General features: G+C 64.1%; 1 protein-coding gene. It reads right to left on the reverse strand.

The window, feature by feature from the left end:
• On the reverse strand, positions 1-607 hold a 607-nt coding region (locus ACXJ3V_RS20405; RefSeq protein WP_457102180.1), incomplete at both ends, for a glycogen/starch/alpha-glucan phosphorylase.

The raw sequence follows: 607 nt of genomic DNA on the forward strand, positions 1-607 counted from the left end.
GAGCTTGGCCATGTGGTAGCCCGGTGCGGCCTTGCCGCCGAAGACGAAGCAACGAGGCACGATGTCTTGCTGCGGGTTGCGGCGCAGACGCTGGTAAAGCGTGCTGATGTACAGCACGTTGAGGTGCTGGCGCTTGTATTCGTGTATGCGCTTGACCTGGATGTCGAACAGGACGTCGGGATCGACCACGACACCGGTGCGGCCACGAATGCGCTGGGCCAGCGCCTCCTTGTTCGATCGCTTGATCTTGCGCCATTTCTCCTGGAATGCCGGATCGTCGGCGTGAGCTTCCAGCCCCCTGAGCCGTGCAAGGTCCTTGACCCAGCCTTCGCCCATCGTTGCGTCCAGCAGCCGCGAAAGCCCCGGATTGCTCAGCACCACGAAGCGCCGCGGCGTGACGCCATTGGTCACGTTGTGAAAGCGCTCCGGCCACAACGCGGCGAAGTCCTGCAGGACGGTCTGCTTCAGGAGTTCCGAATGCAGCGCGGCCACGCCATTGACGGCGTGGCTGCCGACGGTGGCCAGGTTCGCCATGCGGATCTTCCGTTCGCCGGTCTCGTCGATCAGCGACAGCCGCCTCAAGCGCGCATCGTCACCGGGATAGCGT

The organism is Microbacterium sp. P5_E9 (assembly GCF_054049175.1).